The sequence below is a fragment of the Bradyrhizobium sp. CCBAU 45389 genome, from assembly GCF_028128625.1.
Classification (GTDB): Bacteria; Pseudomonadota; Alphaproteobacteria; order Rhizobiales; family Xanthobacteraceae; genus Bradyrhizobium; species Bradyrhizobium liaoningense_B.
The window spans coordinates 1-25,715 of record NZ_LBIY01000084.1 but is presented as its reverse complement, the minus strand read 5'-3'; the positions used below and the strand labels follow the sequence as shown (position 1 = coordinate 25,715).

Sequence of the window (25,715 nt, the reverse complement as noted above, 5' to 3'; positions counted from 1 at the left end):
GGCCACAAGAACCGACAGGGCGCTCACTGCACTAGACACCGCAGAAGCTTTGCCGGCTGCTGGTTGAGGGGTTCGCTAAGCGGCGCATCAGCGTCACTTCGAGCAACTGGCGCGCGCCCAGTACGGCCCGGAGCCGAAGCACGCAAGCGCCTGACCCTGACTGCTGCTGTTGAACCCCCGCGCTGTTCTTGAAGCGGCCGCAAGGCCATACCTACGCGCTTGTTCTGCTTCAAGAGCGTGTTAGCGAGCTGAATGTAATCATGATCCTCGCGCGAGACATTCAACCGCGGTTTGCGACCGGGGCGCCGGGCAAGGCCGATTCGATCGGCCACGCGTGCTGGATCCAATTGTTGCTCAAAGGCATCTTCTTCCGCCTGGTTCGCTTGCTGATCGTCTAGAACGGCTTGCTGTCCCGATGGCGGAGAGGCAGCATTGGATATAGCGAAATTGTGCGAGTCCACGCCAGCCTCCCGTCCTGAGATCAGTGGGCTGTGCGTATTCGGAGAAGCTTTCGAAAAGCTGACGACTGGATTGCATTCGCACCGGCAACGCTCCGCCTGACGTCCGGACTTAAGTTGACCGCCGTTAGCCGACACCTCCAGGACCGCATCTTTCCGATTCGGGCCGTGAGCGCATTGATGAACTCGCCGCGCAGCGGGGTGGACGCCTTCTCCGCCGCATCCCGCGCCTGCCGTTCATACTGGCGCAGCTCATTGGATTCGATATCCGAGATGAGCTGCTCCATCCATGGCTTCACCTCCCGCAGCGGCTCGCTCTCCGCGCCAACAAGCATCTGGACGTCGACTACAAAACTTTCTCGCGACGTACGGTGGGCACAGCAAGATACTCGAGCGCATCGAGGGTGCCGTGGTCCGACTTTTGAGCGGCATGATGGACTTTCCGCCTGGCGCCCGCCCCCGCGAGGCACTGCGAGCGATCGGGCTGGAGCGCTTCGCGCCGCCCCTGCTGATCGCGGGCAAGATCGACCTCGGCGGAGCCGACCGCTTGGGAGACATCGTCAGCCAGTATCATTCACGCGATGCCGGACTGGCAGGACTCCTGGCAATCTCGTCAAACGGGACTTCACCTATCGGATTGGCCAGCGTATGCGGCTTGGTGAACCAATGTACCGCGCCGGTTTGCTCGCGGCTTCCTAACATACAATCGCCAGCATGCATAACGAGCGCCGTCCCTTTGTTCGCTAAGTGGGTGAGCACGTAGCTCGCGCTGTCGCGCGGAAACCGCGGAGATAAACTGCGATGAGCGCGGCGCAACTACGCGCTGAGGCTTTCTATCGTTGCGGCTTCGTCTGTGGCGACGTACCAATCTACGACATTAAGGAGAAATAACACGGCATCGGCGCGCACTCCGACTCCCCCGCAATCCCGGTTATCGCGCGTCCTCTTTCCTTGCTCACTGCGCCAGTTGATCTCCATTCCCCTCTCACTCGCCAGCATCGCTCTGGCCTATGGCGACAAAGCGCTCTCGTACAATATCGACCCGGCCTTCAGGTCCCTTGATATTCCCGCCGAGGAAATGGTCAAAATCCTCATGACCGCCTTTAACGGTGGTCATTTTCTGAGAAGCCTTTCCGATAGACGCTCGGCCGCGAACCCAGCCTCCCTTTGATTTCCAAGCCTGACACCATCGATAAGGGCCAGATATTCATACAGACGATCGTCTTTTTGAATGGCCTGGGGTACGCTTTTGTACAGCGGTTCTACCGCCTGCCCCATGTCTTTGCCTTTTGCGTACGGCCAGACATAAATGTACTCTCCTGCGCTGATAAGCAGATTTTTAAGGGGGGCGGCTGCAAAGGCGGTGGGGATGCCCCGGGTCATCGCACCCGGTTTAGCCGGAAAAACGAACTTCAATCCGTGCACCACAAAATTATGGAGATTGCGGCGGTTAGGCTTTGCGTGGCCGGATTCCCGATCTTTGACTGCAAGTCCCGACGAAAGGCTCCGGTTGATCGAGGCATTGATCTCTGTCTTGCTGATACCAAGGGCTGATTCCAGGCTGCGTACTGAGTAAGGGTCAGCGTGATACGCAGCCTCCCCAGGATGCGCATCGCGCTCATTCTTGGCCTACTCAAGGCTCACGAGCTTAAGCAATACAACAAGGTCTTGACTTTTCATACAAATTCGCTTCCGTCCTTTGTCCTAGGACTAAGGACAATGGACCATAGGGCGGGCCTTTCAAGGATAGAACGTACTGCTTTGTGGCCGACAGAGGTCTGCCGCGCCTCCTGGTAGCATCTTCGGTTTGCGGTCACTTCAAATTGTTGCTGCATGGCTCGCGGGTCCACTGGTGTGGAACGAAGGGCGAAAGCTTCCAGACGCATGTAGATCGGCAAGCACTCATCAAGCGCGACCGCCAGCAGACATTCGTCGGATAGCTGTGTCGGATCTAAATGTCCGATGAGTGAAGATATAGCCTCCAGGTCCTTTTCGGACGCACCGTCGCGACGGGCACGAGTGACCTACATGCCGAGAGCTTCATTACCGATTGCGCTCACTGCAGGCTGCATCTCGGCAAGATTGAGCAGATGATCGATATCTCCGGCAAGAAAATTGCGAGAATCGAACGGGTCAGATCTGGGCTTTTGATCTGTGCGACGATGGTCCCGGCCCCATGGTGCAGGAGCCAACGGTTGGACAACAACGCGCGCAACTCACGAATCATAGGATCACAGAAGGCGGCAGCAATCAGCGCTCCAATTCGACCACGCAGCCGCCAAGCGGCTGAAGGCCACAGCCGACACAATCTCCGCGTGAGTTCAGTTTTCAGCGACGGCGTCACGCTCATACCGTTCGCGACATGACCTGCCACCGAAGTTTCATCCAGCCGCAGGTAGAGTCCCCGTTGGGGTTGTAGCGAGACCGAACTTTGGACCACCCAGAACTAGAGTTTTGCGCCGCTGTCACGTTGGCGGGCTGGTCGCGCCGAGGTGGGTTTGCAGCAAAATCGGCGGTCGATTGCCGATCGCCCCATGGGGCCGTTCTTCGTTGTAATATCTGCGCCAAGTCTCCACTTTTTCCTGGGCATCCGCAAGCGACAGGAACCAGTGAGCGTTGAGGCATTCGGCCCGGAAGCGGCCGTTGAAGGCCTCGATGAACGCGTTGTCGGTCGGTTTGCCGGGCCGCGAGAAGTCCAGCGTGACGCCGCGCTGGTAGGCCCACAGGTCAAGATCTCGCGACACGAACTCGCTGCCTTGATCGACGCGGATCGTTGCCGGGAATCCCACTTCCTTGCAGGCCCTTTCCAACACCCCACCACGTCGGTGCCGCGGAAGGTGAACCGTGGCGCCAGCGCCGGCGAGAAGCGGGAGAAGGTATCGATGATCGTAAGGACGCGAAGCTTGTGTCCGCTCGCCAACTGGTCATGGACAAAGTCCATCGTCCAGGTCTCGTTCGACCGTGTGGCCGGCCTGCGATCATCGCGCAGCTTGGCCTTGACCCGGCGCTTGGGTGTTTTGTTGCGTAGTTGCAGGCCCAATTCGCGATAGATCCGCCGCGTCTTGTTCTGGCCATGGCGCCAGCCTTCACGACGCAGCAAGACGTGAACACGACGATAACCGTAGCGGATACGCACATGGCAGATCTCCTTGATCTTCTGTTCGAGGGCAGCCTGGCCGGAGCGACGGGACTTGTAGTGGTAGGTCGAGCGGTCAAATTCGAGAGCGTCACAGGCCCTGCGGATCGAGACCTGCCATTCGCTGCGGACCGCGTCGACCAGCATGCGCTTCCGACCAGGCTTCATAGCTTTCGGCGGATCACGTCCTGCAGCATCTCCTTGTCGAGCGACAGGTCCGCGACCAGCTTCTTCAGCTTGCCGTTCTCCTCGAGCTGCTTCAGTCGGCGCATCTCGGTCGGCAGCAGACCGTCATACTTCTTCTTCGAGTTGAAATAGGTCGCCTGGCTGATCCCGGCCTTGCGGCAGATCTTCGCCAGGTCCGTGACCAAACCTGTCGCCGTCAACGTGCGCGGCGGCAGCTTTCAACGGTCCCATGATCGAGGCGGAAACGCCACGGCTGCATCCGGGTCAACAGGATCATCGACGGTTCGGGATTTGGGCGGTCGTGCGTTGCGTATTGAATTGTTTGGCGCAGAGCTGCGCTGGCGTTCATCGATCGACGATGAGACCGCTCGACGCTCAAGCCTCCGCTCCAGATACGCCAATCCTGCCTTACATTCGGCGACAACCGATTGGGCGCGAAGCAGCTTGACCTTGAGCTCGTCCTGTTGCCTGAGTATTTTCTCAAGATCCCAATCGTTCTGCATTAGCTCATTGACCATCTGCAAGCCCCGATGCAAGGCGGGCACTTAGCTTCAAGAACGCAGGCTCCGCATGTCGCGGATGCCCCACCCTGAGCCATGGGCTAAAGCGATGCCAAGCGATCGTCCTGAGGACGCCTTTTACGCTGGCGTTCTTGTTGAGAACCACCATTCGTTGCGAGCCCCCTTACTGACAATCGGCTTCTGCCCGGCAAACCGGAGCGCGATCCGAAGATGGCAGAGTTCGCGAAGGCAGGAGCACGTTGGGAAAGCGCATGGGGAGACCTCTACCATCGATCAAGCGGACAACTTTCATCTGAATACCTCAACCGGATGCTGAACGAGCATCATAGTCACAGCTGGTTTCGTACATTTTCAAGCAACCGGCATGCCAATGCCGGTTGAGCGTTTTTATGAAGAAACGATGTCGGTTTTACCGCAGCACGTAGTTGCAGACGGTGCTGTTGTCGCGCTTGAAACAAACGACGTCTTGAGCGAGACAGCCAAACCCGCAACCACGAGCGTCCGCGCGCATATTCTAATGAAACTCTGGCAGGACTGGATCGAGTTCTTCCTGCTCGAGCGTCTTGGCTCCATCTTTGGCCAGGTACGCTGCCAGAGCTGCGATACCGGAGTGCGGTGGACATCGAGCGGGTGCCGATTTCTTGAAGGGCACTTGGCCCAAACGCTCGGCAACTTGGACGCTCATGAGGTGGGGACGGATCGGTCGATCGACGGCGCACTCGATGGTGTGAAAGATCCAGGTGCCGTCCGGATCGATGTCCGACCAATGAAAGATCGGCGTCTGTTCGGATACCAATCCTGCGATTGTCCGCAGCGCCTGCTGGGTGGCAAGCGAGGGGTACCCGCCGACATACATGGTCGTTCCTAATCGGCCGGGGTCCGCCTCGGCGATGTGCCGGTTGAAGCTTGCGAAGTTTTCGATCGTTAAAACGTAGGCCGGCGGCTCCCGGAACCGGACGCGATCTGCTTCCTTGGGAGTGATTCCGAGATAATGCGGAGATATTCTGGAAAGATCGGCTCCGCCGAGGTCGATCTTGCCCGCGATCAGCAGGGGCGGCGCGAAGCGCTCCAGCCCGATCGCTCGCAGTGCCTCGCGGGGGCGGGCGCCAGGCGGAAAGTCCATCATGCCGCTCAAAAGTCGGACCACGGCACCCTCGATGCGCTCGAGTATCTTGCTGTGCCCCACCGTACGTCGCGAGAAAGTTTTGTAGTCGACGTCCAGATGCTTGTTATCGAGGATCGCCTGGGCGAGAACGAATGCGTGGCGCAGCGTGTCGACGTCGGACGAACCGAATCCATGCCACGTCTTACCCCGCGCCCACACCTCTGCGATTTGAGAGCCGCTGTTCTTCAGGGACTCGTGCAGCGCCGCCCCGGCTACAAGCCGCACGGCGGCATGCTCCGCGATGCGTGAGGCCGGGGTGCGGCCGAGATATCGGTATAAGATCTCCGCCGAGACCAACCGCACGTGCGCCACTTGGTCTCGGTTCGCGCCACGCCCCCAGCGAATGGAGACCGCGCCGGCACTTTCGGCTTCCCTGATCTGTTTCAGGAAGGCGTCCGCCGCGACTACTGATGGGAAGGCGGGGTAGTCCGGGTGGGCGATCGGGCTTGCGGCCCCGGCCTCGAAGCGGTTGAGCAGGTCGTTCAACAGGCCGATCGCATCCGTGAAACGCCGAGCCATGGCTACTCGGCGGCCAGACGGCTGGCGAGCTCATCTTCGGACATCAGGTCCGGATCGATGGCCATCAGCTCGCGCTTGGCCTTCTCTTTCAGTTCCACCACGGTAGCCCTGGACTGCTCGCCGATCCGGTCCACCTCCACGATGGTGTCCATGTGCTCGAGCACGGCGACCCGCTTCTCGAATGGCGCAGCAATCACGAACTGCAGGCCGAGATTTTTGTAAAAGCTCATCATCTGCCGCTGGTTCTTGCCGTCCATCTTGGAGAAGGCCTCATCGAACATGGCCAGGGCGAAACCGGCGGGCTTGCCGGCACGACGCTCCGCGCTGCCGTAGACGGCGGCCAGCGAAGCGCCGATGGCAACGTAGATAGGCACCTGTTGTTCAGCGCCAGACCCGGTGCCGCGCCGCTGCTCCCAGCGGGTCGAGCGGCCGGTGGCAACATCCTCCATGTGGATCTCGAAGGTGTAGAAGTTGCGGTAGTCCTCGAACTGGGTGAAATCCTTGTCGGGGTCCTCGAGCAGCGCCTCGAGTGCGACGATCGTATCCTTGTGCGGGAAGTCATCGGGCACGTCGCCCCGGAACAGCATATCGAGCGCCTCCGGAGAGGTTTTGGCTATCTCGATGATCTTCAGGATGGGCTGGAATTCCACCATCTGGGTGCGATGGAATGAATATCGCTCGTTATGGAACGGATGTGCGTAGAGGCTACGGTTCAACGATTGCAGTTCCCGCTCCATCTTTCCGATCCGGGCCGTGAGCGCGTTGATGAACTCGCCGCGCAGCAGGGTAGAGGCTTTTTCCGCCGCATCACGCGCCTGCCGTTCGTACTGGCGCAGCTCATTGGATTCGATATCCGAGATGAGCTGTTCCATCCATGGCTTCACCTCCCGCAGCGGCTCGCTCTCCGCGCCGACTTGCGAGCTCATCCCGAACTGGTCGAAGTAATCGTAAAGGAGTTCGCGGACCCGTCGCTCGATCCGGAGACGTTCGGCGTCCGAAGCGTCGGCATCTTTGAGCGCTCTGTCGGCGATAGCGCGGTGTTTCTCCGCGAAGCCCTTCTGGGCTGCGGCATCGAGGCGCTCGCGGTACACGATCCTGCCCTTCGCGGCGGAGTATAGCGGGAAGGTCTTGCGATAGATCGAGCGGGCGACCCGCAGGCTGAGCTCGGAGCCGGGCACGTTTTCGCCCTCTCCGAGCCTCCTCTCCGCCGACCTGACCTCACCGTCATGCTCGCCGAACGCCTTCTGCTGGATCTTTCGTTCGTCGAGCCTCTTGACCTTTAGGTTCTGTTGCGCTCGTTTCTTGTCGCGAAGCCCGCCGTCGCCCGCGCCGTCGAGCGCTTCGAGCCTCGCCTGGGCTTCGGCGATCTCGGTCTGCGCGGCTGCGAAGGCAGCGGCGCAAGCCCTCAGATCGTCACGTCCCTCGCAGATATTCTTCAGAGCGGCGAAGGCCTGCTCTGCCGCCTGGGCCTGCTTGCTCTTTTCCGTTTGGAGCCGATCCAGTTCGTCGGCCTGATCCTGCAGGGAGCGCAGGGCGTTCGCCTGGGCCGCCTTTCCAATCTTGTGCTGCGAGGCTTCGATCCAGCGATGGGTCCTTACGAGTCCGTCATCGTAGAGCCCGTCCTTCATGATAGCCCGGCCGGGCCTGTTGAACTGGTCGAGCGTGTCCGCGAGGCGAACCGTGCCGTAGCGGCGCATGATGAAGGCCATCGCATCCGGATCCTGGCTCCGGAAGATCGAGGGGAAAGTGCCGCGCTCCGGCTTGACCCTGAACTGCTCGAGCTTGTTTAGGCTCACGAGCGATGCGTGGCGAAACTCGCGGCGACCTTCCTTGAAGATTGACGTGGCGGCGCTGATATCCGCTCTGTCCACGAACACAGCTTCCCGGTCGCGGCCGAGGAGCGCCTCGGCGGCTCCCACCCACTCTGGTTCGGCGACTTCGACGATGTCGCAGAGCACGCGCGGGACCATTCCCTTCTGCCGCAGCCTGCGGCAGAGAAGTTCAGTGTCGTCGCCAAGATAGGCGCGCGCCCCTCCCGCCGCGTGCTGTCGAATGCGTTCGAGCACCTCGTCGCGCCGGCCTCGGAGCCCGGAAAGCTCCGCGATGATCGTCTGACGCGCTTCGTCGATCTTCGGCAGCCATTTGGCGCCGCTTGCCGCGAAGGATTTCTCGGCCGCGGTGACCTCGTTGGAGACGCCCCCGATGTCGGCCCCGGCGGTGGCGGTCACAAGACGCTCAAGAGCAGGAACGAAGTCCTCGAAACCGTCCGCGCACATCGCGCGTAGCGGCTCCAGGCGACGGATGTTCTCCATGCGAGCCTTGAAGTCCGCCGAGGCGCGGTGCGCCGCCTGCCCGGCCACATCGGCGGTCTGCTGCAGGGACTTTCTGCCGGTCTTGGCATCGTGCTCGGCGATCGCGGCCGTGAGACGTTCGATCTCGTTATCGATGGCCTTGACGTCGTCGTCGATGAATTCGAGCTCTTTTGCTGCCGCGTCCCGGCGCGCCATCTCGGTACGCCGCTTGGTCTTGAAGTCCAGGTTTGTCGCGCGCGCCGCGAGCCAAGTCGCGCGTTTTGCGATCCACTCCTCCCTGAACTTGGTCTCGAGCGCCTCTTCAAGCGTGCCGAGGACGACCCGAAGCGCCCTCAGGGCTTCGAGCCTGAGGCGCATCTTTCGGATGGTTTCGCTGATGTTGCGGTATGTCTGGATCGACTCGCGCAGCTCCTTGATGCCGATCGGACTGTCTTCGAGGATGTAGTTCCGCACGAACTGCGTCGCCGTCTGGTTGTGGTCGAGCGTCATCGCGTTGACGATTGATTTCTGCAGGGCGCTGGCGTTCTGCTCGCCATAGGGCGAATGCGGCAGAAGATGGCGCATGTACTCACGGACGTAGTCGCTCGCCCGGTCGCGATGATTGACGAAGTTGCCATCGCCGACCGCCGCGAGGATCCGGGCGCGCACGTCCTCCCACGGCGCCGGGAATTGCGACTTTCCTCGCTGTTCGATGAAGTCCTTGGAGCTCAGAACGGTCCCGACGGCGACGAAAAGTGCCAGCACGGTCTCCCTGCTGTCGGACTTGCGCGCCTCAAGTGCCATGCCGATCGTGACCGGTGGGCGGGCGCCTTCCGTGTCTTCGAAACCTAGCGCGATGTAGGTGCGCGCCTCGTCGCGCCGACGCTGGTCTTCGCCGAGCGTCCCGAGGCAGTAGTCCACGACGCTGCGCTTCGAGCCGCTGCGCGATTTTCCGCTGTCGCCGGCGACCGCGTTCAGGCGCAAGAACCGCCGGCTCGCGCCTGTGAGAACGACCTGCGCCATGTCGAGGATTGTGGATTTTCCGGACCGGTTCTCGCCCAGGACCCCGACGTGTCCTGTCACGTCGATGTCGGCGACGTCGAACAGGTGCCAGTTCACCATCGTCAGGTGGCGTAGCTCTATCATGCCTCGTCTCCTGCGGGCTGCGGAAACCGCGCCTCCTCGCTACGGACGTAGCGCTCAAGCCGTTGGAGGGCATCGCCGCCACTGATCAGCTTAATCATCGGACGGATCCTGATCTCGCAGTCCTGCTGCTCGTCGTCAAAATCACCGATCTCGACCAAACTGCGTTGGGCGGCCTCGCGCAGGATGTCTCGGAAGCGGGCGGGCGAGATCGCGCCTCCGCCGCCGTGTTGCGCCATCTCGCGGTACCGGTCAAACAGGTCGTTCAAGGTGGCGACAACGACGGCCCGGTCCTCGACCGCTCCGACGTTCACCTCCTGCTGCCAGTACGCCGCCAGCACCAGCATGACGATTGTTTCATCGAGCTTCATCCGGGGCAGCGGCACGTCCTCGTCCATCGCGACGATGCCGGCCCACTGCGCCTCCGGATCGCGATGGACGCGGTATCCGCAACTATCGAAGAATCCGTCGACCACGTCGCGGAAGCGGCCATCCATGATCGTGCTGTAGACTGTCCCGGTCCGGGGATCTCCCGCGAACACGAACTGCCGCCGTAGCAGGAAGTGCAGCGCTTTGCGGAGGTCGGCTGCCTTTTCCGCGCCGAGGGAGCGCTCGACGTTTTCGAATTCACTGAGCATGAGCCACGCTCGCCTTCCGGAGTGCGCCCGATCGCTTGACCAGGAAGTTTGCGCAACGGAGCCATTCGCTGTCGTGTGGTGGCGTGTCGGGGCACGGTTCGAGATCGAACCCGGCCGCGACCTGCACCGGAATCTCGCCCGTCAGCGCATATCGGCGGGCGCAATCGAAGGCGAGAAAGTCGTCCACAGTATCGATTTCCATGAAGCGGGCTTCCCTGGTCGCGAAGGGCGGCACCTGGCCCTCGAGGAATCGTCTGACATCCTCCGGGCGGGGCGCGATGCGCGCGATGTACTCGAGGCGGAGCTTCTTGCGCAGTTCGTACAGCGGGTCCGACGGCGGCTCGGCGAGCTCCCTTGCTTCGACGGGACGGCGCGGCTGCCTGGCCGGCGCCTGATGGTGCTCCGACCAGGGCGACCGCAGCGGCTCGATGCTCCATTCGATTGTCGCGTTGTGGTGTGTGCCGTCCCGCAGTAGGGCATCCAGCCGCCGAACCAGATCGCTAGCCCGGCCGACGAGTCCCTGGCCGCCCCGCTCGGCGTACTTAATGGTGTTGCGGACCCTGGCTTCGAGCTGCCTGCGGAAGGCCTCGATCCTACCAAACATCTCCCCGATCTGATCGAAGATGCTTTCGATGGCCAGCAGGTCGTCGGCCGCGGCCATTCGACCGTCCTCGATGTCGGCTGCCATGCTGGAAGCTGTGTACTCCTCGGCAAGGACCTGCATGGTCTCAGGGGTGTAGGAGATCCTCCGCGCGAGATCGACGATGGCGTCGCGGAAGCGGTACGGATGGTTGACGGTGAGGATGGACTCGAAATCCTTCAGCAGAAGCTGTTCGACGAACTCCTCGAAAAAGGCTTCCAGCCGGGTAGCGACTGTTTTCGACTCCATGACGGTCCGTCGGACGCGCTTCAGGTCGGCCAGAATGGCCCGCAGGCTCTTAGTGAACTGGTCGGCCTGATTGCGCGCCTCGCGGACGGCGAGCGCGGCTTCGCGCTGTTTGCGGTCGGTGATCTCGGGCCTCAGTTTTTCGACGGCCTCCAGGTTGAGGCGGATTTGCACGATCAAGCCGCCGAATCGCTGCGAGAGATCCTTGTTGAGGCTCGCGAGCCGCTGGATGACGAGCAGCGATCCCATAGCCATGTCCACGGTGACGCGAAGCCCGTATTCCTCCTCTTCAAGCCATCCCCAGGCGAGCAGCCGGGCGTACAGTTGTCGGGCAAGACCGAGCGCCTTGTCGCCCTTCTCGGAAGCGAGCGCGACGTCGGCCTTCCGGATCCGGCGGCGTCCCGCGGAGATCATTTCCGGCAGGCTGCCGAAATCATCGCCCTCGTTCCAGAGGACGGGGTTGGCACGCATGACGTCGTAGACGGCATGGACGACCTGCTGCGGCGTCGGAAACGACGGCGCGCCTGAAAAGAAGCGTTCATGGAGGTCGAGCAGACAGGCCGCGTACAGGTGCTTGTGATCGCGCGAAAAGGCCAAAAACGCGTCGTCATGCAAATGGCGAAACAAGGTCAATGACGCGGCTCCTGGGCCCGACTTTATCTTGAGTTGGCGACACTAAACGCATGATGTGCCGGACAACATTGTTATTGAGAGTGGGTCTTGAAAATACAACCGGAAGGTTTGTTCCTAGTATGTTCTAATATAGCTTGGCAGCTCGATCCCTGTCGAGGCTCCAAAGTTGGATCGGGAGGTAGATTTCGGACCCTGGAAGCGGAACAATCGGCTCAAGCCCTTGAATCCATTGTTGTTACCATTATGGCGAAGTGGATACAAAGGCTTTGCTACCATTTTGGCAGGATGGATACAAAGCCATTGTTACCACTTCGCCAAAATGGTAACAAAAACCTATGAAGCAGTTTTCCAACATCGACCAAGTCATGTTCTCCGACCTGGTTCAAAAGGCGACCGACGCGGATTTCGACGAGAACTTCCCGGAAAACGGGACCTTTCTCAAACAGAAGCGAGCCAACCGCGAATACTATTACTACAAGGCCTACGAGCCCTCCGGTGGCGACGGACCGACGAAGACGACCCTCAAATATGTCGGTCCGGCCGATGATCCCGAGATTGCCAAACGCGCGGAAGCTTTCCAGCGCACCAAGATTGGCTATCGCGCGCGACGCGAGCTGGCAGCGAAGTTGAGGCGGGCCGGCTACCCTGCCCCTCCCCACATGGAAGGTCTCGTCGTCAACGAACTCGCGCGCGCGGGACTTTTCCGGCTTCGCGCCACGCTCGTCGGTTCGATGGCCTATCAGACATACAGCGGCGTACTCGGCGTCAAGCTGCCCGACGAGCTCGTGACGACCGAGGATTTGGACATCGCGAAATTCTACGGCATCTCGATCTCGATCGATGAAAGCATGCCCGACATCGAAGAGATCCTGAAAAAGGTGGATCCGACATTTGCGCCCTCATTCTCCCCCGATGAAACCAAGCTGTTCAGCGGTTTTGCCAATGCCACCGGCTTCAAGGTCGAATTCCTTACACCAAACCGTGGCGACGAGGACTACTCCTCCAGACTGACGCAGATGCCTTCATTGGGGCCGTCTGTAGGGGCGCAGGTTTTGCGGTTCCTAGACTACCTGATCCATGAGCCCATCCGCTCTGTGGTCTTGCACGACGCCGGCGTGCCGGTCCTTGTACCGGCCCCGGAGCGCTACGCCGTCCACAAACTGATCATCGCGACCAAACGGAATGTGTTCTTTGCGGATAAGGCCAAAAAGGACATCAACCAGGCTGGCGCGCTCATTCAAGCATTCAATGCCGTCAAACGTAGTAGCGACCTAGGCTTTGCGTGGATGGAAGCGTGGGAACGCGGAGCCAGATGGCGACGACGGCTTGGTGTTGGCGCCCTGCGTCTTTCGCACGACACTTTCGACATGCTCGCGAAGGGCGTAGCCGAAGCGGCCAAACTCGACGGCAAGCCGGCAGAGGAGTACGGGCTTACGGGAGGCAAGGAAGGTCTTCTGGCGCGCGTTTCAATTGCGAAGCCGACGGCCTCGCCAACGCCGTGATGCCAATTCGACATGTCGATGAGGCTCTCTCGCGCATCATCGGCGACGGGCGTGCCGGTGCTGCTGCTGATACGTCGGCATGCCGAATCACGTGATTGGCTCGCTGATCATCTCGCTGCCGATGCAGCTGACCATTCCGGTGATGGTGCCGATCACTAGGCATCATGCCGCTCGATCAGCTCGGTCTTGCCGCCGACGCGCTCGATGCTCAGCACGAAGTCGAGCTGGATCGGAACGTGCTGCGCAATCGCCGCCTGTTTGATGGCCGGTCTGCTTCTCGTCCTCGACCGTGACCGGTTTTTCGACGACGAACGGACTAACGGGCTTGTCGGGGCCACCGCTATGACCTCCGCCCTGACCCGGATTGCCGCCGGTGTAAGTGCCTCAACCCCAACGCGTTTGTCCCAGGGAAGGCGTCCCGATGTCGGCAGTTTGGCAGCTCTTACGCAATGGCTTGGCCTGCCGGCTGACCGCTTGGGGCAGCGGAAAGTCGCTTTCGGCGCGGCCAGCCCCTTGACCCAGATCTCGTCCATCCTGCGCGAAGATCCCAATCTCAACGAGAACGCCACTGCGGCGTTGGACGAGCTGATCAAAGCGACGTACGCCAGACTGCGATCTCAGAAATGAGATAGATCGCGTGGCATACGCAGTTGCGTATTAAGCATACGCGGAAACGTATAATCAGTAGATATTCGCGGGCGCGTATATTGACGGTATATACGCGTTTGCGTATGCTAGCTTATGGATACGATTGCCCGCACCCCCCAGCAAATCGGCGCCGGGATCAGGCGCTACCGGCGGCAGAAGAAGCTCACCCAGGGTGGCCTCGGTGAGAAGATGCATGCGCGTCAAGCGACGGTCTCGAAGCTGGAAGCCGGTGTACCTACAACGCAGCTGCGCATCTTGATGGATGCGCTGGCCGCGCTCGACCTCGAGTTGGTCATCCGGCCGCGCACCAAATTGACGGCTGAAGCGATTGAGGATCTGTTCTGATGGCGCGTCGTCCTGCCCGCGCGCCGCTCAACGTCTATCTCAACGCACGGCTGGTCGGGCGGCTGCGGCGCGAGAGCAGCGGCGCAATCGATTTCCAGTATGACAAGCAGTGGCTCGCGTGGGAAAATGCCATCCCCGTTTCGGGGTCGCTGCCATTGCGGGAGGATCGTTATATCGGCGATCCGGTCGTCGCTGTCTTTGATAATCTTCTGCCCGACAATGACGACATCCGCCGACGCGTCGCTGAACGTGCGCATGCTGATGGCGCCGACGCTTACAGCCTGCTCTCCGCAATCGGCCGCGATTGCATCGGCGCGCTGCAATTCCTTCCCGACGGTGCCGCGCCCGGAGCCGCCGGCGCCATTGATGGCCGCGCCGCTAGCGATCAGGAGATCGCCGCCATTCTCGGTAATCTTGACAGCAATCCGCTCGGCATCGGCCCCGACCAGGACTTCCGCATTTCTCTCGCGGGCGCGCAGGAAAAGACAGCGCTGCTTTACTGGAAAGACAAGTGGCACGTTCCTCATGGCACGACCGCAACTACGCACATCATCAAGCCGCAGATCGGGAAGTTGCCGAACGGAAGCGACCTGACCAGCAGCGTCGAAAACGAGCATCTGTGCCTCGAGCTGGTTGCCGCACTCGGCTTGCCGGTCGCCAAATCGAGCATCATCGATTTCGCCGGGCGCCGCGTGCTCGCAGTTGAGCGGTTCGATCGCATCTGGACGCGCGACGGCCGCCTGTTGCGGCTGCCGCAGGAAGACTGCTGCCAAGCACTGTCGGTTCCGCCCGCGCGCAAGTATGAATCCGACGGCGGACCTGGCATCCGCAAAATCTCGGATTTCCTCAAGGGCAGCGATACGCCTGAGGATGACCGGGCCATTTTCTTCAAGGCGCAGATCGTGTTCTGGCTGCTCGCCGCCACCGATGGCCATGCGAAGAATTTTAGCATTCATTTGGCGCCGGGCGGACGTTTTCATCTTGCCCCGCTTTATGACATCATTTCGACCCAACCGAGCCTGGACGCTGGACAGATCAGCCAAAACCAAATGAAGCTTGCCATGGCGATCGGCAGCAACCGGCATTATGTCGTTCACACGGTTCTCGGCCGACATTTCGTGCAGACTGCGAAAAGCTGCGGTCTATCCGACAAAACAGTCAAGGTTGTCATCCAGCAGCTCGGCGATACAGCCGCAAAAGCCATAGATCAGGTGCTGAATGCGCTTCCAAAAGGATTTCCGGAGAAGATGGCCATATCGATTGCTGATGGCGCGAAGCGCCGTGTGAATTCGCTGGCTGCGCTCAAGAGTAGTGAATGACACGCGGCCAGTCGGCGCGGCGCGTAGGTCGGCTTTTCTGACCGAGCCGGCGTTGCGGCTAAGATCTCGGGATCATAAATTTTCTATGTGTCGCCTTGATGAAAGAAGTTGCTCTCCGCGTCCCATCTTCCAAGGGGGGCCTTCATCGAAGGAGCCCAATCAGCCACCGCCGTACTCAATTCGTGCCCGGCGCCTTCACCGCATGAAGCGCCGCTGCAACGCCTCTAGAACGGCGTTGAAAGCAAGTCCGATCATCGTGATGCTGATGATGCCCTACATCGGAGGAATCAGGAAGCTGTACTGACTGTTGATGATGAGACAGCTAAGACCTGCCTTCGCGCCAACCATCTCGGAGGCCATCAGCACCAGCATCGCGGACGCACTGGCAAGACGAATGATAAAGATGGTGGGAAGCAGGCAGGATCACATCAGTTGCTGCAGCGTCGCGCCCAGCATCGTGATGCGCGAGAGGCTTGCCGGAAGGCAACTATTTGACAAGCGTCTGACGGCGCCAACTCTCGACAGCCTTGTCGAGCGTCGCCGCAGCCGCTGGGTCGGCCCAACGATCCCAGAACTGGATCGTGCCGCTAAGCGGTTCGTTTATCGGTTTGGCAATGCGGATACGCGTGGGCAGTAGAATCGCATCGCCAACGACGAGTGCTTCGCCCGTGTCGAGGACCGGAAGCAGGTCGCCGAAGCCGCCGAGGCTGTCGGGCAGCAGCCGTCGCACGACAGCTTGGTCGTCACCGTTGGTTAGCCGCATCGCGATGAGATTGTTGCACTGGCTGGCCACCGTACGGTTCACTTCGGCGGGGCGCTGGCTGATCACCACCAGCCCGACGCCATATTTCCGCCCCTCCTTGGCGATGCGCTCGAAGGTAGCGATCGCATTCTCCGCGGCGCCCGAAGTCGGATCCTGTGGAATATAAAGATGCGCCTCGTCACAGAACAGGGCCACCGGATGGCGAAGCCCCTGCGTGCTCCACTGCTGCACGTGGAAGGCCATGCGCGCGACCATGCCGACGATCAGCGGCAAAATGTCGGAGGGAACTTCAGAGAAGTCGATGATCTTGACGCCACCGTGGCCGCCTTTGGCCGCCCTGCCACCGAGCAGCAGCTCAACTGCGCGATCGAGCCAATCATAGCTGTCCGCCACGCCGGACGCAGGAAATAGGAAGCCGAGGCGTCGATCGGTGCGTTTGCCCTCGAGGCGCTGGATTAGACGGCTGAGCTTGCCGTGGAAATCGCCCTGCTTCTCCGTCCTGGCTCCCGGTACCATCTCGGCGTTGAGGCGGTTGAGCTCGCCGAGCACGGTTTCCATCCTGAAAGGCACCGGACTGTCGATCGTGAAGTTGGCGAGCACCTCGACATGACCGCCAGCTTTCAGGAAGCCCGTCTTGGCGTCCACGACGGTACGCGACATGATCATAGCCTGGTTTGGGGCGTTCTGATCGGAGCGGTCAACAAACATCGAGACAAGCGCCTCGTAGCTCATGAGCCAATAGGGCAAATGCAGCACACCATCGTTCAGCCCCTTCCCCGCTTCGATGTCGCTTGGGCCCGCGACGCGAAGATGGACGAAACCGTCGCCAGCCATCGACGCATATTCTCCGTGCATGTCGAACACGATGGCATTGGCGCTGTCGAGCTCGGCGATTTGCTCGAGCAGGCGGGCGGTCGTCCACGACTTGCCCGAGCCGGTGCTGCCCACGATGAGCGCATGACGCTGGAACAACCGATTGCCATTGACGAACGCCTGAGCGTTGGGATCGAGCGTATAGGCGCCAAGCGACAGGCGCTGCGCGCCGCCGGTCACCTCCGAAATCACGCCCATGAATCGCGTTAGGCGCTCGCCTTCGAGAGCGAAGCAGCAGGCATCGATCTCCGGGACGGTCTCAAGCGTCCGGCGGAAGACATTGGCGCGCGGTCCGTCGCGATCGAGCAGCGTGCCGATCAACATAATCCGAACCAGATTGACTTCGGGATGCGCGGCCTCGCCTAGCTCGACATCGGCGATCTTCGCTTCACTGAGCGCGGTACGGATGATCTTTTGGATCACGCCAATCAACTTGTGGCCGGCAAGGCTGCTCTGGAGCGCAACCAGCCGGTTCACCTGCAGCGCCCGCAGCGCCTCGACATCATCGACGTGGACGATCACCGTGGTCGTGTCGACCGATTGGACGCGGCCCAGCGCTTCTCCATCCGCAAAATCCAGAATGCTCACGCGGAAACTCCTGTCATCTCATTGAGGAAGCGGTCGAGCCGCCAGATCGGTTGATCTACGTCGAACCCTTTCGGTACGTCGTGCATATAAGCGCGCGCGCCCATCGTCCCCTCCTCGATCGCGAGATAGCGCCGGCAGCGTCCGCCGCCGAGGAAGGTCCGGGCGGACGTGGTCAGCTCTTTGGTGATCACGACAAGCGGGACGGAATCGCGGTCGCAACGCTCGATCAGCTTGGTCTGAAGATGCTCGTCGTTGAAGCCATAACCAACGCAGAAATAGGCGCGGGCGTTCTCCAGCGCGGCGTCGCTGCAGCCCAAGATCGTTCGGAACGGCTCGCCATGTGTCAGCCGGTATTTATCGATGCCCGGCGTGATCATCAGCGGCGAGTATCCGGCCGGCACTTCGGGCATTCCGCGAACGCCGATGATCTGGCCAGCAGAATCCTGGAACCAGTCGAGAGAGCCATGCACTTTCCAGACGGCAACGGTACGGGTCACCTGCCGATTAACGAAAACGCGCGTGTTCGAATCGCGGGCGCGCGATTGCAAATAACCGTAGTTGAAGCCAGTGAACGTGCTTACATCGACGGCATCGGCGGCATATTCGGCAAGCCGGTCATAGTTAGGCGTGACGACATGGACGGTCTTGTGCGTGCTGTCGAAGAGATGGCGGTACAGCCGCGAAAGGGGTAGCGCGCGCCGATCCGCCACAAGCGTCTGGAGGACGCGAAGATCGTGCGGCAGCAGGACAGCGCGGGTCTCGGTGGCGATGAACTGGGTCTGGCGTTCCGTCGGGCGCACGGCCTGAAGGGCGCTTTCGAGATCATTGCCGGCCGCAAGCTGCGCGACGAACTTCTCCCATTCGCTCCTCTCGTCTGCTGTCCAGCTCGTGGGAGGCTTGATAGCGGAAAGCTGCAACGCCAGGCCGCCCATGCCGGGCACACCGTGTGCAGCCGAGGCGCCGCTGCCCAGAATGATCACCGGTGTGGCGCTAAGCGCCGCCTGCGCGAATTCCTGCGCCATCTCCGGCGCGCTCTTGGCCGCCATACAGTCCCTTCCCGGCCAACGCGGGCTGTATCCACTACAGCCGTCGTCATCCCCATGAGATTTAGTGAATGGAACAATTTCGGCGAGGATTGCGTCCTCGCTAAATCTGAAATTAGCCCTTAGCCGATCAGGTTACGCTTGGTGTCGCGGCGACGAAGGGCCTGCAGGACCGTGAACTTTCCGGGATTGATCTTCCCCAAAGGAAGTCCGAGAAGCATGTCGACGCAAACTCCGCATCGCGGACTGCGTTTGAACATAGCGATAATGATGTCGAGACATGCATTCTGTAATCCATCTAAGCAACATTCTTCATTTGATGTGGGCGAGGCTCAAGCGTTGCCGTCGAAACACTCCTGCCAAACGCAGTAGACGCCACATCAAGCAGGTGCTGGTGATGAGTGAAGAAAAGCACCTGTGTTTTCTCCGCAAGCAGTTGCAACACCCTGAAACCGGCCGATGCGCGCGCATCGTCATAATTGATGAAAAGATCATCGGCAATAAAGGGCACCGGCGCAGCATGCATCAGATACTCTTCAACGGCCGCAATGCGCAGCGCGAAAAAGAGCTGATCGGCGGCTCCTTCGCTGAGACCTGATACGGGCACCGCTCCTCCGTTCCCGCGCACGCCCGCCAGATGTGGCACATCTTTTTCGTCGTATTCGAGCGTAAGGCGTTGGAACGAGCCGCCGGTCAGAATAGAGAACAGCTCCCCTGCCCGTTTGAGCAATGGTGCCTGCTTTTCGCGCCTAAACCGCTCGATCGCCCACCTCAGGATGATGGTTGCGGAGCGAACGCGCGCATACTGCGCCGCCACCTCCTTCATCTCGGCCAAAGCCAGCTGACGATCACCAGCAGCTTTGGCCGCAGCGGCGTCGCCGCCGACGGCTTCGAACAAACGCTCAGTATCATTGCGACTCTGAATTGCGATCAGCTGGCGTTCCCTGACATCTTTGAGTATTGCCTTTAGCGTTTGCTCCCGAGCCGTTGTTTGATCGGGATCGGCGCTGCGACATTCCTCGGCGAGTTGTTCGACACCAAGCCCATCGCCATCAGCCTCGAGCGTGGTCCGCAAGCGCGATCGCTCATCCCGAAGTGCGCGTTGTAGATCGGACTGAAGAATAGCCGCTCGCAATCTGTCGATCGAATCGACGGCTGCAGCCCTTTTGAGGCCATCTATTACGGCCGCGGCGTCCGTCCTGGACTTGTCGCATTCTTCCAATTTCTTCTGCAGGCCCCGCATCGCCTCAGCTCTTTCGTCGCGGGACACGACAGTCTGCCTCGCCGCATTCAATTGCGCATGGAGTTGAAGGATTGCTTCATCTGCATTCTGTCCGGAAAACCGTGGCGCGATCGCATTTACGAGCTTTTCGACATCCTCCGTAAACGCCGTGATGTCCCGCTCGATCTTTCCAATGCGCTCGTGCTTCAAATCCGCGATCTTGGCAGACGTCTCCCGCATCTGATCGACTGCTTCAATTTGCTCTTGAACGGTCTCAAGCGGGGCTTCGGGTAACAGATTGAGACCCCTCAGGGCCTCCTTCCATTGCGCGTTCCAGACATCACGCTCTTTCGCAGCGTTTTCAACAGCCACGCGCCTGCGTTCGACTTCTGTTGCGACCTTCCGTTCCTCGAGCGCGAGTTCATTCCTCTTTTGTGTGTTGCCCTCCTCCGCGCGAAGGCGCGCTTCGGCAGCCCCAAGAATTCCGTTCAGCGGCAGACTATCTGCGGAGGCTGCGATTGCCGTGTCCGCCATCAAGCTGGCGAGCTGTTGCTTGGCTTTCGCAATTTGCTGCTGGAGCGAGGACTCTGCATGAAGCGCGGCGTCACGCTTGGCGATTTGATCGAGCACGTCAGCCCTCGCATCGAGCCAATCCAGCATTTCGTCCGGAGAACGCGGGTTATCGGTAACCTGTTTCCACAGGATCGCCCAAGCCTCGGCCAACGCTTTCTGCTCTTCGGCTAACGAAAAAAGCTCCTGCTTGGCGGATTCAAGGACGTCTTGCTCGTCAGCGATTTGCCGCGCCAGCACCATGGCCGCAGCCGTCGACTGCGCATTCTGAAAGCGACGGTCCGCCGCGGTGTCGGCGTCTTCGATGGCCTTCACATAGGCATTGAGCAGCGGCTCGCCGCTTGTAAAAGCGAGCTCCTCCGATTCTGGCACCATGATCTTGTCGACATGTCTGCGCCTGATGATAGACCATCCGGCATCCCGCCGTTCGCGGAGTTTCTTCAACTCCTCAACGCCGACAATTTTTTCATCTGACACAAGACGAGCATAAGACTTTCGATTGTTTTCGACTGTACGCGTCAGCTCACGCGTCACAGCTTGCTGGCGCTGAATACGCGCCTGAAGCTCACGAGCAGCATCGCGATGCGCCCTTACCGCCTCTTTCGCCGGACTTTTCAAGGCCTGCAAACTCGTTTCACTCACGATAGGCGGATTCATATCAGCCATTTGCCGCTGACATGATCTATCGGCATCCCGATGCTCTTGATGGATACTCAGGAGACGCGCATCGAGATCGCCAAAAGCACGAATGGACTCAACGACCCCAGCCAGCACCGAAAGGTCTTTCTGCGCTCCGAGCGCTTCAAGCCGTGCCTGGATATCAGCGAGTTTTTCGCTGGCATCCTCTAGCGCCGCGTCCCCGTTCGCCATCCCCTAGAGACAATCCGCAGGCTCAAGCCGATCGAAGTCGTGCGCTCGGACGGCACTTACAAGGCCCAGACGAACCAAAAGGAAGCCAGCGATATCGTACAATACCTATCGGAGCTTTGGGAGGATTCATCGCCACCGTCGGTTGGTGTCGTCACATTCAGCCGCAAGCAGGCCGACGCCATAGAAGATGCTTTGGAAGATCGCGCCGAAAACGATGCAGCGTTCCGAGAGGCATTGATGCGCGAGCGCGAACGTATCGAGCATGGCGAGGACATGGGCTTTTTCGTCAAGAATGTGGAAAACGTGCAAGGCGATGAACGTGACATCATCGTTTTCTCCACGACGTTCGGCCGCAACGAACACAGCGTTTTTCGCAAGAGCTTCGGCGCGCTAGGCCACGCCGGCGGCGAGCGCCGCCTGAATGTCGCAGTAACACGTGCGAGAGAAAAGGTGGTCATCGTCACATCCATGCCGATATCGGAGATATCGGACCTGTTGACGAGGAGGAGCGGTCCCAGGGTGCCGCGCGACTATCTGCAAGGCTACCTCGAATATGCCAGGACGGTATCCGATGGTCTTGCAGAGTCCGGAAAGACGCTCCTGGACCGGATGGTAACCGAACCACGTCCGCACCACGAAGCTGGACATCATGAGGACGACGGCTTCACCAGGTCCGTCGAAGCCTTTCTGGAAGCAAATGGCTATAAGCCCAGTCGGGCTCGCGATGGCGGCGCATTCAGCCTTGATTTTGCCGTGACCGATCCCCGGACCGGCCTGTACGCGATAGGCGTCGAATGCGATGCGCCGCGACACCAATTGCTTCAAAGAGCGCGTGCTCGCGAGATCTGGCGCCCCAATGTGTTGGGAAGAGCCGTTCCTTATGTCCATAGAGTTTCGTCGTATGCTTGGACTCATGCTGGAGACGCCGAACGCCTCCGGCTCAAGAACGCTGTCGAGCACGCGCTTCGTGGGGGAGGATTGCAATGAGCGGACCCAAAGCATTCAGGATCGTTACCCGAGCAGAGATCATCGCCATCTGTCGTCGCAACCTGGCGCGGCTTGACTGCGCGATCGAAAGCTGGACGTCCGCCGGCAGGCGCAACGGAACGATCGAGCAGAAGGACATCGAGAATGTCACAGCCCGGCGGGACGCGCTTCATCGCCTGCTCAAGGCAGATCGTTTCACCGAACTCCAGAAACAGGTTGCCGCCGAGATCGCCTTCCTTCAGGCGGACTCCGAACGCCGGGTCGAAAGGGTTGCCGAAATGGAGGTCCGTTCGAAGCGTGGTTTGAGGCGCTCCAAAGCCGCGGCCGAGGCACTGCTGCAGAGGCTACAAGCCTTGAAAGTCGAAATTCCCACCGACATTCGAAGCGAGCTCAGTGACTCGAACGGATCTTCCGAGCGCCTGGAAGCGGCGATGGCAAAGGCGCTGCTGCTGCTTCCTTCTCAGGCGGCACAAAAAGCAACAGACCGCCAACGCGAGCTTGCTACTCGCCTGGCCGCCGGCGAACGCCGCGCCACGCTGCAGGAATGGATTGCCAGGCAAGCTCAGGAGATGGAGGATCCTGCCTTGGGACGCGTCGATACTCTTCTCGGCGAGTTGCGCGGGCTTGGCATCGATCCCTCCCCATTCTCGGACCGTGTCGCGCTCTTGGAAGCAGAGCCGTCGGCTCGAAGATCACTTATCGCAGATAGCCTTCTGTTGGACTTGGCCGCGGCCGTGAAGGATGGCCGCGCCAGCGCGCGACTAGCCGACGAGCTTCGGGCGCGACGCGCCGAGCTTTCCGGCATGAAGTCAGCGGAGGCTACCTCGTTGGTGAGCGAAATCGAGGACGCCCTCGCCTCCCCATTGCCCAGCAACCGGCAAGAACTCGTCAAACGCGCCGACGTTCTCATCGAGGAAGAATTCAAGGCGATGGCCGCGGCGGAGCGCAGGCGCGCGGTGCTCGAAGGTCTTGCCAGCCTGGGATACGAAGTATCGGAGGGAATGGCGACCGCCTGGGTCCAGAACGGCCGGATTGTCCTTCGTAAGGCGGCCAATCCTGGTTACGGAGTAGAGCTCTTGGGCGGATCGAGATCGGATCTCCTCCAGGTGCGTGCCGTAGGTATCGGCAGCTCGGCCGAAGCTCGCGATGCAAATCGTGACCACGACATGGAAACGATCTGGTGCGGCGAGTTCGATCGGCTGAAGGCGTTGGTCGCTAAAGCAGGCGGAAACGTTACTATGGAATTCGCAAGGCCAGTCGGTCAACTCCCTTTGAAGATCGTCTCAGATCCGGGTGCAAGCCAAGAAGCGGAAGTTGCTGAACGATCATATCGATCGGTGCCAGCGAACCGGCCCACTTAGCAATTGCGAGAAGCCAGCTGCAATCTAACAGAGATGATCTCGCAAATCTCCGCGAAGATCACACTGACCTGAGTCTTCCCTGTGCGCGGTCGAGAGCTGCTACGGCAACTCCTTTATAGCCGTCCCTTATGATCAGACTATCGATTGCCCCGCGCACAAATTCCAGTTCAGCGGAATGATTGACGCTTTCTGCAGCGATAATGCGCGGCTTTGGATTCAACTTGTTGCCGGGAACTGTTCCCGATGGGCTCAAGGACTTCATCGAGCTCGTCCTTGCCGCACTGCGCCGAAGGGGCAAATTCAGGCCCGAATACTGCGGTCAAACATTAACTGAGAACTTCGGTCTCAACCGGCCAATCAGTCGGTTTGCGCAAATAGAGGCGAGAACGAGCGTCTCTTTGCGACCAGCTCTCGCCTGTGATTAGGCTCTCTTTGCGCCGCGCGCAAATTCGGATCTAGCTTTGTCGATCTCCGCCACGCCAAGCGCAACGAACTACTTCAACCACACACCGATGATTGTACCGAGAGAGCCGAAAGCCCATTTTTCTTGATCGGCATTATATCTCTTCGAGAGAATGATGATCAGGCTAACAATAAGAACGATGATGCTTATGACAGGCTTCATCAATTGCTGCGCAAACTCGTACCATGGCCTAATCTCGTCTAGGACAGACTTTGCATTCTGATTTTGCTTCGAGAGATCTTTCAAGCGGGCGAGCGTCTCATCTAGTTCTGCTCGTACCTTTGCATCCTCCACTTTCACAACCTGTTGGATGTTCTGAGTGGTCGTTTTGACAACAGGGATACAAACGGGCGGAAGCTTGATACCGCCGAGATTAATGTCGGGTGACCTGCATTCCGTTGTCACGGTCTGAGTCGGAACCGCCACAGTTTTCGTTTGCTCAACGGTTAGGTTCTTCTGCAGCTCCTGTAATCGTGTTTCGTAACCTGCCCGTACCTGAGCGATTTTTTCGCTGTCCGCCTGAAGCTGATTCAAAGCTCGAACATAGAAATAAGATATCCCCCCGATAGTCAGGACTACCAAAAGGGTTCCCCAAAAGAGTGTTTTTGCCATGGGTGTGCTCCTCCAACAAAGTCAACCCAGCAAGAAACCAGCGCAACAAAAAAGGCGCTACGGAAATGACGATGTCATGCCGTTGCGTTGGTGACCCCAATAAATCATTTCGGCGTTTGGCCTATTGGATCGGCTCACTGCATTGCGCTATTTAGTCGGTCAGAGCATAGTGACATCGAGTACGCTCCGAGGAAGCGTTGATTTCAGGACCGAACGACCAGCAACCGTCCGGAATAAAATGGCAAGATCGCTTCGTTGAAGCCACTGATCAACGGCTTGCCAAACCGGGCCTTCAGTGCGCGAATATTTCCGGACATGAGCTCGCTCGGCTTTTGAGCTTGACAGCGCCTCCGGCGATCACACGGTGCGCCTCAACCGTTGCGGATTTCTGCTGGCACCTCATTGGCACTTACCTCGTGGCAGTTGCCGTAGGTGCAGTCTGATCGAAGGGAGCATTCCAGCCATGACCCATCAGCTTGCCTAAGCCACTTGAGCGGCGGCTTATTACAACGCGCAACTCTGTCAGCCAGAGCATTCGTTGCCGGATCAGCCGACAGAGAGTCAGGCACGACTTCCGCGCCGGTTTTTCTAGCTTTCTTGATGGCGCGCTTTTTCGTTTTCTTGGCCATTATAATCCTCCAATCAAAGATCTACATCTATAGATGTCTATTGGCCCAGGGCGCTCTTGAAGCCAGTCGTAATGCCGCTGGTCAACTGCGAAGCAATATGCGTACTTTCGCCGATTGGGATTAGGAAATTTCCGCTCTGCGTTTTATCCAGCGGCGCGAAGGTCACCACCAGGTCATGCTTGCGATTGCGCAAAGCCGACAACAAGTTGCCACTTTGGTTGAACGTCGCTCGCACGAGCTTCCATGCAGGAGTAATGGTTCCGCTAGTTGAGGTGGTCCCGGTTGTCTGAACAGCAATTCCGCGTCGATGAGTGGAGCTTCCGCCAAAATTAAGCTGCCGCGCG

The 25,715-nt window shown here is 59.7% G+C and carries 20 protein-coding genes and 2 pseudogenes; 7 read left to right on the top strand and 15 right to left on the bottom strand.

Annotated elements, in window-relative coordinates; genetic code table 11:
• Nucleotides 1–188 precede the first annotated feature (188 nt).
• The gene (locus tag XH79_RS14605; protein ID WP_271526457.1) at nt 189–398 is read left to right on the top strand and encodes a hypothetical protein; all 210 of its coding nucleotides are present in this window, start codon (nt 189–191) and stop codon (nt 396–398) included.
• A gap of 83 nt (nt 399–481) precedes the next feature.
• Here XH79_RS14605 and XH79_RS14600 read toward each other — a convergent pair whose 3' ends face one another.
• The 8 genes and pseudogenes from XH79_RS14600 to XH79_RS14565 all read right to left on the bottom strand — a co-directional run bounded on the left by XH79_RS14600 (nt 482) and on the right by XH79_RS14565 (nt 11,576).
• On the bottom strand, nt 482–745 hold the full coding sequence (locus XH79_RS14600) for a hypothetical protein (protein ID WP_128948411.1): 264 nt from the start codon (nt 743–745) through the stop codon (nt 482–484).
• A gap of 698 nt (nt 746–1,443) precedes the next feature.
• On the bottom strand, nt 1,444–1,575 hold the full coding sequence (locus XH79_RS14595; RefSeq protein ID WP_271526458.1) for a hypothetical protein: 132 nt from the start codon (nt 1,573–1,575) through the stop codon (nt 1,444–1,446).
• Nucleotides 1,572–1,874, bottom strand: a complete 303-nt coding sequence (locus tag XH79_RS43115; RefSeq protein WP_333920993.1) for a hypothetical protein — start codon at nt 1,872–1,874, stop codon at nt 1,572–1,574. Before XH79_RS43115 ends, XH79_RS14595 begins: the two co-directional genes overlap by 4 nt.
• Before the next feature lie 1,049 nt (nt 1,875–2,923).
• A pseudogene (locus XH79_RS14585) lies at nt 2,924–3,953 on the bottom strand (IS3 family transposase); the annotation flags it as partial.
• Nucleotides 3,954–4,815: 862 nt separating this feature from the next.
• Nucleotides 4,816–5,985: a Wadjet anti-phage system protein JetD domain-containing protein gene (locus XH79_RS14580; RefSeq protein WP_271526459.1), complete on the bottom strand. Its 1,170-nt coding sequence runs from the start codon at nt 5,983–5,985 to the stop codon at nt 4,816–4,818.
• Between the two features lie 2 nt (nt 5,986–5,987).
• Nucleotides 5,988–9,422 carry an SbcC/MukB-like Walker B domain-containing protein gene (locus tag XH79_RS14575; RefSeq protein WP_271526460.1) on the bottom strand — a complete coding sequence of 1,145 codons (3,435 nt, stop codon included), beginning with the start codon at nt 9,420–9,422 and terminating at the stop codon, nt 5,988–5,990.
• Nucleotides 9,419–10,057: a DUF4194 domain-containing protein gene (locus XH79_RS14570; RefSeq protein WP_271526461.1), complete on the bottom strand. Its 639-nt coding sequence runs from the start codon at nt 10,055–10,057 to the stop codon at nt 9,419–9,421. The genes XH79_RS14575 and XH79_RS14570 overlap by 4 nt, the downstream gene beginning before the upstream one ends.
• Nucleotides 10,047–11,576: a Wadjet anti-phage system protein JetA family protein gene (locus XH79_RS14565; RefSeq protein WP_271526462.1), complete on the bottom strand. Its 1,530-nt coding sequence runs from the start codon at nt 11,574–11,576 to the stop codon at nt 10,047–10,049. Before XH79_RS14565 ends, XH79_RS14570 begins: the two co-directional genes overlap by 11 nt.
• Nucleotides 11,577–11,911: 335 nt before the next feature.
• Between XH79_RS14565 and XH79_RS14560 the strand changes: the two genes are divergently transcribed.
• From XH79_RS14560 to XH79_RS14545, 4 genes are all read left to right on the top strand, one after another.
• Nucleotides 11,912–13,078, top strand: a complete 1,167-nt coding sequence (locus XH79_RS14560) for a nucleotidyltransferase family protein (RefSeq protein WP_271526463.1) — start codon at nt 11,912–11,914, stop codon at nt 13,076–13,078.
• Between the two features lie 204 nt (nt 13,079–13,282).
• Nucleotides 13,283–13,705, top strand: coding sequence for a hypothetical protein (locus XH79_RS14555; protein ID WP_271526464.1), 423 nt, complete (start codon nt 13,283–13,285; stop codon nt 13,703–13,705).
• A 114-nt stretch (nt 13,706–13,819) separates the two neighbouring features.
• The gene (locus tag XH79_RS14550) at nt 13,820–14,071 is read left to right on the top strand and encodes a helix-turn-helix domain-containing protein (protein ID WP_271526465.1); all 252 of its coding nucleotides are present in this window, start codon (nt 13,820–13,822) and stop codon (nt 14,069–14,071) included.
• A complete protein-coding gene (locus tag XH79_RS14545) occupies nt 14,071–15,390 on the top strand; it encodes a type II toxin-antitoxin system HipA family toxin (RefSeq protein WP_271526466.1) in 1,320 nt (439 codons plus the stop codon). Before XH79_RS14550 ends, XH79_RS14545 begins: the two co-directional genes overlap by 1 nt.
• 487 nt (nt 15,391–15,877) lie before the next feature.
• Here the strand turns inward: XH79_RS14545 and XH79_RS14540 are convergent, their stop codons facing one another.
• From XH79_RS14540 to XH79_RS14530, 3 genes are all read right to left on the bottom strand, one after another.
• The gene (locus tag XH79_RS14540) at nt 15,878–17,614 is read right to left on the bottom strand and encodes an ATP-binding protein (protein ID WP_271582123.1); all 1,737 of its coding nucleotides are present in this window, start codon (nt 17,612–17,614) and stop codon (nt 15,878–15,880) included.
• Complete coding sequence (locus tag XH79_RS14535) at nt 17,611–18,660, bottom strand: SIR2 family protein (RefSeq protein WP_271526468.1); 1,050 nt, start codon at nt 18,658–18,660, stop codon at nt 17,611–17,613. Before XH79_RS14535 ends, XH79_RS14540 begins: the two co-directional genes overlap by 4 nt.
• Nucleotides 18,661–18,955: 295 nt before the next feature.
• A complete protein-coding gene (locus XH79_RS14530; protein ID WP_271582122.1) occupies nt 18,956–21,319 on the bottom strand; it encodes an ATP-binding protein in 2,364 nt (787 codons plus the stop codon).
• A gap of 39 nt (nt 21,320–21,358) precedes the next feature.
• On the opposite strand from XH79_RS14530, the gene XH79_RS14525 reads away from it, so the two are divergent.
• Both XH79_RS14525 and XH79_RS14520 read left to right on the top strand, forming a co-directional pair.
• Nucleotides 21,359–22,306, top strand: coding sequence for an AAA domain-containing protein (locus XH79_RS14525; protein ID WP_271582121.1), 948 nt, complete (start codon nt 21,359–21,361; stop codon nt 22,304–22,306).
• A complete protein-coding gene (locus tag XH79_RS14520) occupies nt 22,303–23,667 on the top strand; it encodes a hypothetical protein (RefSeq protein ID WP_271526473.1) in 1,365 nt (454 codons plus the stop codon). The genes XH79_RS14525 and XH79_RS14520 overlap by 4 nt, the downstream gene beginning before the upstream one ends.
• Nucleotides 23,668–23,725: 58 nt before the next feature.
• Here XH79_RS14520 and XH79_RS14515 read toward each other — a convergent pair whose 3' ends face one another.
• The 4 genes and pseudogenes from XH79_RS14515 to XH79_RS14500 form a co-directional block, all read right to left on the bottom strand.
• On the bottom strand, nt 23,726–23,929 hold the full coding sequence (locus tag XH79_RS14515) for a hypothetical protein (RefSeq protein ID WP_271582120.1): 204 nt from the start codon (nt 23,927–23,929) through the stop codon (nt 23,726–23,728).
• A 231-nt stretch (nt 23,930–24,160) separates the two neighbouring features.
• Nucleotides 24,161–24,742 carry a hypothetical protein gene (locus XH79_RS14510; RefSeq protein ID WP_271526474.1) on the bottom strand — a complete coding sequence of 194 codons (582 nt, stop codon included), beginning with the start codon at nt 24,740–24,742 and terminating at the stop codon, nt 24,161–24,163.
• 371 nt (nt 24,743–25,113) lie between these two features.
• Nucleotides 25,114–25,371 carry a hypothetical protein gene (locus XH79_RS14505; RefSeq protein WP_271526475.1) on the bottom strand — a complete coding sequence of 86 codons (258 nt, stop codon included), beginning with the start codon at nt 25,369–25,371 and terminating at the stop codon, nt 25,114–25,116.
• A gap of 37 nt (nt 25,372–25,408) precedes the next feature.
• Nucleotides 25,409–25,715, bottom strand: a pseudogene (locus XH79_RS14500) (hypothetical protein); the annotation flags it as partial.

Excerpts from the sequence above, each read along its gene's own strand:
- XH79_RS14600 (WP_128948411.1), bottom strand. The coding sequence starts at position 745 with ATGGAGCAGCTCATCTCGGATATCGAATCCAATGAGCTGCGCCAGTAT.
- XH79_RS14595 (WP_271526458.1), bottom strand. The coding sequence starts at position 1,575 with ATGACCACCGTTAAAGGCGGTCATGAGGATTTTGACCATTTCCTCGGC.
- XH79_RS14580 (WP_271526459.1), bottom strand. The coding sequence starts at position 5,985 with ATGGCTCGGCGTTTCACGGATGCGATCGGCCTGTTGAACGACCTGCTC.
- XH79_RS14575 (WP_271526460.1), bottom strand. The coding sequence starts at position 9,422 with ATGATAGAGCTACGCCACCTGACGATGGTGAACTGGCACCTGTTCGAC.
- XH79_RS14570 (WP_271526461.1), bottom strand. The coding sequence starts at position 10,057 with ATGCTCAGTGAATTCGAAAACGTCGAGCGCTCCCTCGGCGCGGAAAAG.
- XH79_RS14560 (WP_271526463.1), top strand. The coding sequence starts at position 11,912 with ATGAAGCAGTTTTCCAACATCGACCAAGTCATGTTCTCCGACCTGGTT.
- XH79_RS14555 (WP_271526464.1), top strand. The coding sequence starts at position 13,283 with ATGCTCAGCACGAAGTCGAGCTGGATCGGAACGTGCTGCGCAATCGCC.
- XH79_RS14550 (WP_271526465.1), top strand. The coding sequence starts at position 13,820 with ATGGATACGATTGCCCGCACCCCCCAGCAAATCGGCGCCGGGATCAGG.
- XH79_RS14545 (WP_271526466.1), top strand. The coding sequence starts at position 14,071 with ATGGCGCGTCGTCCTGCCCGCGCGCCGCTCAACGTCTATCTCAACGCA.
- XH79_RS14535 (WP_271526468.1), bottom strand. The coding sequence starts at position 18,660 with ATGGCGGCCAAGAGCGCGCCGGAGATGGCGCAGGAATTCGCGCAGGCG.
- XH79_RS14530 (WP_271582122.1), bottom strand. The coding sequence starts at position 21,319 with ATGGCGAACGGGGACGCGGCGCTAGAGGATGCCAGCGAAAAACTCGCT.
- XH79_RS14520 (WP_271526473.1), top strand. The coding sequence starts at position 22,303 with ATGAGCGGACCCAAAGCATTCAGGATCGTTACCCGAGCAGAGATCATC.
- XH79_RS14515 (WP_271582120.1), bottom strand. The coding sequence starts at position 23,929 with ATGAAGTCCTTGAGCCCATCGGGAACAGTTCCCGGCAACAAGTTGAAT.
- XH79_RS14510 (WP_271526474.1), bottom strand. The coding sequence starts at position 24,742 with ATGGCAAAAACACTCTTTTGGGGAACCCTTTTGGTAGTCCTGACTATC.
- XH79_RS14505 (WP_271526475.1), bottom strand. The coding sequence starts at position 25,371 with ATGGCCAAGAAAACGAAAAAGCGCGCCATCAAGAAAGCTAGAAAAACC.